This is a genomic window from Nocardia sp. NPDC050630 (assembly GCF_044457245.1).
Classification (GTDB): Bacteria; Actinomycetota; Actinomycetes; order Mycobacteriales; family Mycobacteriaceae; genus Nocardia.
This window is the reverse complement of record NZ_JBITGN010000002.1, coordinates 86,849-93,669: the sequence shown is the minus strand read 5'-3', so window position 1 is coordinate 93,669 and position 6,821 is coordinate 86,849. Positions and strand designations below refer to the sequence as shown.

Genomic DNA, 6,821 nt, shown 5'->3' with positions numbered 1-6,821 from the left:
GTCTCGCGTCCGAGCCGTCGAGACTCGCGACTTCGTCGCATGCGCTTCGACGACTCGGACGCGAGACGGGCCGCGAACGGGTCGCTCGTAAGACTCGCTCCGTTGTGGTTGGTGATGGCGGGGATGTTCGGCACCTAACGCACGCATGCCGGAAAAGCGGGCCCCGCGACTTCGTCGCATGCGCTTCGACGGCTCGGACGCGAGACGGGCCGCGAGCGGGTCACTCGTAAGACTCGCTCCGTGGTGGTCGCTGATGGCGGATCGCTCGGCGTCTGATGGACACGCGCCGGGCGAGCGGGCCCCGTGCCTGCGGCGCATGCGCTTCGACGGCTCGGACGCGAGACGGGCTGCGAACGGCGCTCGTAAGACTCGCGCGTTGTGGTTCCGTTTGTCGCGCACGGAAATTCACAACAGCGTCCCGCATCGTCGGATGCGGGACGCTGTTGTTGTGCAAGCCTCGAATGGTTAGTCCGGTCACGCGGCGTCAACGGGTGAAGGGGGAGGCCCGTCGGCCTCCCCCTTCATCGTTTACCGAGTCAGCGGCGCCAGTCTTTGTAGTCGTCGTCCTCGTCCCAGCGGGATGAGGATTCGTCCGCGTCGTGCTCATCGGACAGCACACCACTCCGATGGGAGGTGGGGCTACCCGAAAGCTCGCGCTGAAGGCTCGCGAAGTCAGTCGGCGCGGAGCTGTACTTCAGCTCGCGTGCGACTTTGGTCTGCTTTGCCTTAGCCCGGCCACGGCCCATGGCTGACCCCCTCGCGTCACTGCGGGGCGGCCTGGGGTTTGTTGGCGGCCCCGTTCGAATTAATACTCTTCCTGACAGACACTTTAGCGTGTGTCCGGCAGTCGCGCTTCCAGGAGTGGGGGAACAACTCCTGAAGTGGCGCCGTTTGCCCGGTTGTCGCCGTCGGGCCGCCCCCTCAGACCACCCCGGGAATCGCTCGGATGACCCCGACCCTGGCGCCTCCGCCGAGCACCGGTGGCGCCGCGAGTTCGGCGTGCGCGGCGGTCCATTCGACGCCCATGCGATGCAGAATGGCCAGCGTCAGGGGGATTCGCGCACGGTCGTGACCATCGGCGATCTTGTAGGCGAAGGCCGTTCCGTCCGGTAGCGCGCCCGCGTGCACACCATCCGCACCGATCTTGCAGACCAGGCCGGGGGTGGCCTGCATGGTCAATAAATCGGGTGCGTTGGTGCCGGAAATCACTCGCGGATTGCCGCGAATCGCATCGGCGACGCGCCGCTGCGGCGAGCCGGGCGCAGCGGTAGCCATGGCCGCGAAGGCCCGGGCCAGGTTCACCAGTGAGACCGGGATGATCGGTAGACCACAGCCGTCGATGCCGAGGTCGGTTTCGGGTTCGCCGGTGAGGTCGGTAATGGTGGCGATCACCGCTTGTTGCAGCGGATGCGCCTGGTCCAGGTAGCCCTCGGTGGGCCAGCCATTGACGGCGCAGGTGGCGAGCATGGCCGCGTGCTTACCGGAGCAGTTCATGTACACGCGGCGGGGTTCGTGCAGCGCGTTGGCCCGTGCGCGCTCATCCTGCGGCAGGTCGGGCGGGCATTCCAGAGCCTTCTCGTCGAAGCCGAAACGGTCGAGCAGGCGCTCGACCAGGGCGATGTGATCGGGTTCGCCGTAGTGCGATGCGGTCGCGATGGCCAACTCGGCATCGTCGAGCGGTTCGAAGCCGTTGCGCAGCAGGGTGATCGCCTGCATGGGCTTATTGGTGGAGCGCGGGAAGATCGGGACGTGCACCTCGCCGAGCGCCAGCGTCGGGTCACCGTCGGCGCCGAGGATCACCACCGAACCGCTGTGCACGCATTCGCGGAAGCCGGAGCGGACCACCTCGACCAGTTCGACGGTCATAGCTCGGCTCCTGTCGGTTCGACGTGCTGCTCGCGGGCGCTAGTTGCATTGCCCTGCTGCTCGCGCGCGCTTGCCGGTTCGCCCTGCTGCTGGCGGGTGCCTGCCGTATCGAGCTGATGGGAGGTGCCTGCCGCGTTGGCCCGGTGCTCGCGCGCGTTTGCCACGTCGATCCGCCGCTCGCGGGCGTGGGTGGCATTGGCGTGGCGGCGGTCGTGCCGCTCGATCTGCATGCGCACATCATCGGAGATGGTCGGTTCGGCCGCGAGCAGAATCGCAAGAAGATCGGGATCGTGGCCGGTGAACAGGTCGCGGACGGTGATGCCATGGTCGGGTGTGTGCACGACGCGGACCTCGTCACCAGCGCCGATCGTGCCCTCGGTGAGGACGCGCAGGTAGGCGCCGGTATCACTGCGCAGCGCGAAGCGCTTGACCCATTGGGACTCACCGGACCAGTGCTGGAAGGTCGCGCACGGTACGCGAGGTGCGCTCACCTCGAGCAGGGTGTCACCGATGGTCCAGCGCGCACCGATCACCGCATCGCTGATCGGGAGTCCGGTGATGCGCAGATTCTCGCCGAACCAACCCGGGGGCAGTTCGCGGCCGAGTTCCTCGCCCCAGCGCCGCGCATCCTCCTCGGCGTAGGCATAGACGGCCTGATGGACACCGCCATGATGCTTGGTGTCGCATACGTGATCGCCGTCGAGACCGCGGGCACGTGCGGCGACACGATGGGGAACAGGTCGCTTGTCGATGGCCGTTCTGCCGACGCGGGTCGGCACTTCCAACTCCGCATGGACGACGCACACGGCAAGCACCCGAGCGCTATCGGGTTGCATCAACGGCCACGCAACCGGTCGACGGCGATTCGGCCCGCCTGGGGTGCGTCGTCGGCTGGGACCGAATCCGGATCGATGGCGGCAGCGGTCGGGCCCGCGATCAGTTCGGTGCCGGTCGGGATGGTGCGTTTGAGCAAAGCCAATGCGATGGGACCGAATTCGTAGTGGTCGATGACGGTGCCGAGCCGACCAACGGTGCGACCGCCCGCGGTGACCTCCGTGCCGGTGGTCGGGCGCTCGTCGGCCGAGCCGTCGAGATGCAACAGCACCAGGTGGCGCGGCGGCTTGCCCAGGTTGTGCACCCGGGCCACGGTTTCCTGGCCGCGGTAGCAGCCCTTGTCCAGGTGCACCGCACCGTGTTCGGCGATACCGCCGATCCAGCGGGCCTCGTGCGGGATGGTCCGCTCGTCGGTGTCGAGTCCGATCCGGGGGCGCAGCGACGCGACGCGCAGTGCCTCGAATGCCCACATGCCCGCCGGTTCGGCGCCTGCCGCGGTGAGGCGGGCCCAGCGGTCAGTGAGTTGGTCGCGCGGGATGACCAGATCGAAGGAGTCCGCGGTGGGCCACGGCATGCGGCGCAGGAAGCCGCCGTCCGGCAGCGGCACGGCGTCGTAGGTCTGCGGAAGCGTGGAAATGCCGAGCGCTTCGGTCAATTCGGTAGTGCGCGGGCCGAGCAGGCTCAGCACCGCGTGATCGGCGGCCTCGACCGGTTTGGCATCGGCCCAGAAGACCATCTTCGTCAGGAACTCGAGCAGCGCGGGTCCGCGCTCGCCCTCGGTATCGATCCACACCGTGCCGCCGAGGTCGGTCAGCACGAAATGGTGCAGCACGCGGCCATTGAGATCGAGATCCAGATTCTCGGCGGACCGCCCATCACCGAGACTCGCGATGTCCTGGCTGCTGATGGTGTGCAACCAGGTCAGCCGCTCGGCCCCGGTGATTTTCAGGACGAAGCGATGCGACCGGTCGACGATCGCCACTCGCTCCGCGGCAGCGCGTTGCTCTCGGAATGGATCCCCGTAATGCCAGGCGACTGCGGAATCCGGCGAACCGGCCGCGCCCGCGACGGCGCCCGGGACAGCGAGGATGGGACTGGGTGCGACGACCACGGACACGTAAACCACTCTAAGCGCGAACCTCATTGCTCGCTTTCAGCGGCCTATCCAGTCGTGCACACCGTCGACTTCTCCGCGACCACCAGAGGCGGATCTTACGAGCGAGGAGTTCGTGGCCTGTCTCGCATTCGAGGAGTCAGCATGCGCTGCAGGCGCGGGGCTCGCCCGTCCTGCGCGCGTGCATCAGATGCCGAACGCCCGCGCCATCACCAGCCCCAATGGAGCGAGTCTTACGAGCGAGGAGTTCGCGGCCCGTCTCGCGTCCGAGCCGTCGAAGCGCATGCTCCACAGGCGCGAGTCTCGACGGCTCGGACGCGAGACACAAGGGGGCCGCGAACACGCCGCGCCGAAGGCGCGGCCAAAGGTCCAGCAATCAAACACAGTTCTAGGCGCGGTCAACGAACACCGCCTACTCTCGACCCATGGTGGATCGAGTTCTTGTAACACTCGACGGCGCCGTCCAGGATCCGGACGCGCCGTTGTTGTTTGCCGACGACATCGGCGTACTGCGCGGCGATGGTGTCTTCGAGTCGGTTTTGGTTCGTGCCGGAAACGCGTGCGCGATCGAATTTCATCTAGGCCGACTGCGTCGTTCGGCGCAGGCGCTCGATCTACCCGAGCCCGAGTTGGGGAAATGGCGCGACGCGGTCGAGACGGCGGCGAAGGAATGGGGGACCGAGCGCGAGGGGGTGATGCGGCTGGTTCTCACCCGCGGGCGTGATACCGAGCTTTCGGCCCCGTCCAGTGTCACTTCGGGCGATCTCGCGGCCGCGGTGCCGGTGCCGACTTCCTATGTGTTGGTGCTGCCGGTGCCGGAGCGGGTGCACAAGGCGCGCACCGATGGTGTCGCGGTGGTGTCGCTATCGCGCGGGATCTCGATCGATCTGGCCCAGGCCGCGCCGTGGCAGCTGCTGGGTGCGAAGACGCTGTCGTATGCCACAAATATGGCGGCGCTGCGGTTCGCGCAGCGGATGGGCGCAGATGATGTGATCTTCACCAGTACCGAGAACCGGGTGCTCGAGGGGCCGCGCTCGTCGGTTGTGATCGTGCGGGATAAGCAGTTGATCACTCCGCCCGCGAAGAACGGCGTACTGCCGGGGGTCACCCAGCGGGCACTGTTCGCCGAGGCCGAGAAGGCCGGGTGGACGTGCAGCTACGGCTCGTTGTTCACCGCCGACCTGTTGACTTGCGACAGCATTTGGCTGCTTTCGAGTATCACGCTCGCCGCCAGGGTGAACTCACTCGACGGATTGCGCATGATGGCGCCGGACAATGCGGCCGAAATCATCGAATTGGTGGACCGGGGAGTGGAGCGGGCGGGGGCTATCGGCGATTGGTGAGTCGCCGGGCCGTGATCTTCGTCCTACTACAGTGCGTAGGAGTACTCGGCGAGCTCGGAAAACGGGTCGTTGAGGGGCTGAAGCCCCGGTGTGTGGTGGCGTAGGCCTCCTTGATGGACCCTTTCCCGGGCGTACGCTTACTACGAAATGTCGTAGATCGGCGGGAGGTCGGTTTTGAGCGTCCTGGACTTATCGCGTTGGCAGTTCGGCATCACGACCGTCTATCACTTCATATTCGTACCGCTGACGATCGGGCTGGCCCCGCTGGTCGCTGGCATGCAGACCGCTTGGGTGATTACCGGCAAAGAGCACTGGTACCGGCTGACCAAATTCTTCGGCAAGCTGTTCCTGATCAATTTCGCACTCGGCGTCGCGACCGGCATCGTGCAGGAATTCCAGTTCGGCATGAACTGGAGCGAGTACTCCCGCTTCGTCGGTGATGTCTTCGGCGCACCACTCGCGCTGGAGGCGCTCGTCGCATTCTTCCTGGAGTCGACCTTCCTCGGCCTGTGGATCTTCGGCTGGACCCGGTTGCCGAAAACGCTGCATCTGGCAACGATCTGGCTTGTCGCGATCGGTGTGAACGCCTCCGCGTACTTCATCGTCGCGGCCAATTCGTTCATGCAGCATCCGGTCGGCGCCAAATACAACCCGGAGCGCGGACGCGCCGAACTCACCAGCATCTGGACGGTGCTCACCAATAACACGACGCTGGCGGCATTTCCGCACGTGGTCGCCGGGGCATTCCTTACTTCGGGAACTTTCGTGGTCGGCATTTGCGGCTGGTGGATGGTGCGCAACGCGCGCAGCGGCGAAGCGGCCAAAGTAGTCGAGGCGCAAACGATGTGGCGCTCGGGCGGACGCGCTGGCTTGTGGGTGATCGTCATTGCCGGTGTCGCGCTGTTCTTCACCGGCGATGTTCAGGGCAAGCTGATGTTCGAGCAGCAGCCGATGAAAATGGCCTCGGCGGAATCGCTGTGCAATACCGCAACCGATCCAGACTTCTCGGTGCTGACCATCGGCACGCACAACAACTGCGACAGCGTGACGCACGTGCTCGAGGTGCCCTATGTGTTGCCGTATCTGGCCAAGGGCAAGTTCAGCGACGTCACCCTGGACGGCGTCACCGATCTGCAGCATGCCTACAACGCGAAGTTCGGACCCGGCGACTACCGGCCCAATCTGTTCGTCACCTACTGGTCCTTCCGCGCCATGATCGGCCTGTCGGCCGGTGCGATCCTGCTCTGGTTGGTCGGTCTATGGCTGACCCGAGGTGGCCGGATCACCGATAAGCGCTGGTACTCATGGCTGTGCCTGATCGCCATCCCGACGCCGTTCCTGGCCAATAGCGCGGGCTGGGTCTTCACCGAAATGGGTAGGCAGCCATGGGTTGTCGCGCCGAATCCGACCGGTGACCAGAGTCTGCGGCTGATGGTGCAGCAGGGCGTCTCCGATCACGTCGCGGGCACGGTGATCACTTCGCTGGTGGTTTTCACCCTGCTCTACGGCGCGCTCGCGGTGGTGTGGTTCTACCTGATGCGGCGCTACACGGTCGCCGGAGCCGAAGCGCCCGCGACGACTTCGCCTGGCGGACCCGACGATACCGGCGGCCGTGATCGGGCCGAAGAACCTGCCGTCGAACAGCTTTCGTTCGCATACTAGGA

At 65.9% G+C, this 6,821-nt stretch carries 5 protein-coding genes and 1 pseudogene; 2 read left to right on the top strand and 4 right to left on the bottom strand.

Annotated elements, in window-relative coordinates; genetic code table 11:
- Positions 1 to 536: 536 nt before the first annotated feature.
- The 4 genes and pseudogenes from ACIBG0_RS07840 to ACIBG0_RS07825 form a co-directional block, all read right to left on the bottom strand.
- Positions 537 to 746, bottom strand: a complete 210-nt coding sequence (locus tag ACIBG0_RS07840) for a DUF3073 domain-containing protein (RefSeq protein WP_062988356.1) — start codon at positions 744 to 746, stop codon at positions 537 to 539.
- A gap of 175 nt (positions 747 to 921) precedes the next feature.
- Positions 922 to 1,866, bottom strand: coding sequence for an asparaginase (locus tag ACIBG0_RS07835; protein WP_397030410.1), 945 nt, complete (start codon positions 1,864 to 1,866; stop codon positions 922 to 924).
- Positions 1,867 to 2,087: 221 nt separating this feature from the next.
- Positions 2,088 to 2,702 (bottom strand): annotated as a pseudogene (locus ACIBG0_RS07830) (MOSC domain-containing protein); the annotation flags it as partial.
- Complete coding sequence (locus ACIBG0_RS07825; protein WP_397030408.1) at positions 2,702 to 3,844, bottom strand: YgfZ/GcvT domain-containing protein; 1,143 nt, start codon at positions 3,842 to 3,844, stop codon at positions 2,702 to 2,704. The gene ACIBG0_RS07825 and the pseudogene ACIBG0_RS07830, both read right to left, overlap by 1 nt.
- Positions 3,845 to 4,239: 395 nt before the next feature.
- Here ACIBG0_RS07825 and ACIBG0_RS07820 point away from each other — a divergent pair, with 395 nt between their 5' ends.
- Together ACIBG0_RS07820 and ACIBG0_RS07815 are read left to right on the top strand one after the other, a co-directional pair.
- A complete protein-coding gene (locus tag ACIBG0_RS07820; protein ID WP_397030406.1) occupies positions 4,240 to 5,157 on the top strand; it encodes an aminodeoxychorismate lyase in 918 nt (305 codons plus the stop codon).
- Between the two features lie 174 nt (positions 5,158 to 5,331).
- Positions 5,332 to 6,819, top strand: coding sequence for a cytochrome ubiquinol oxidase subunit I (locus ACIBG0_RS07815; protein WP_397030404.1), 1,488 nt, complete (start codon positions 5,332 to 5,334; stop codon positions 6,817 to 6,819).
- Positions 6,820 to 6,821: the final 2 nt, after the last annotated feature.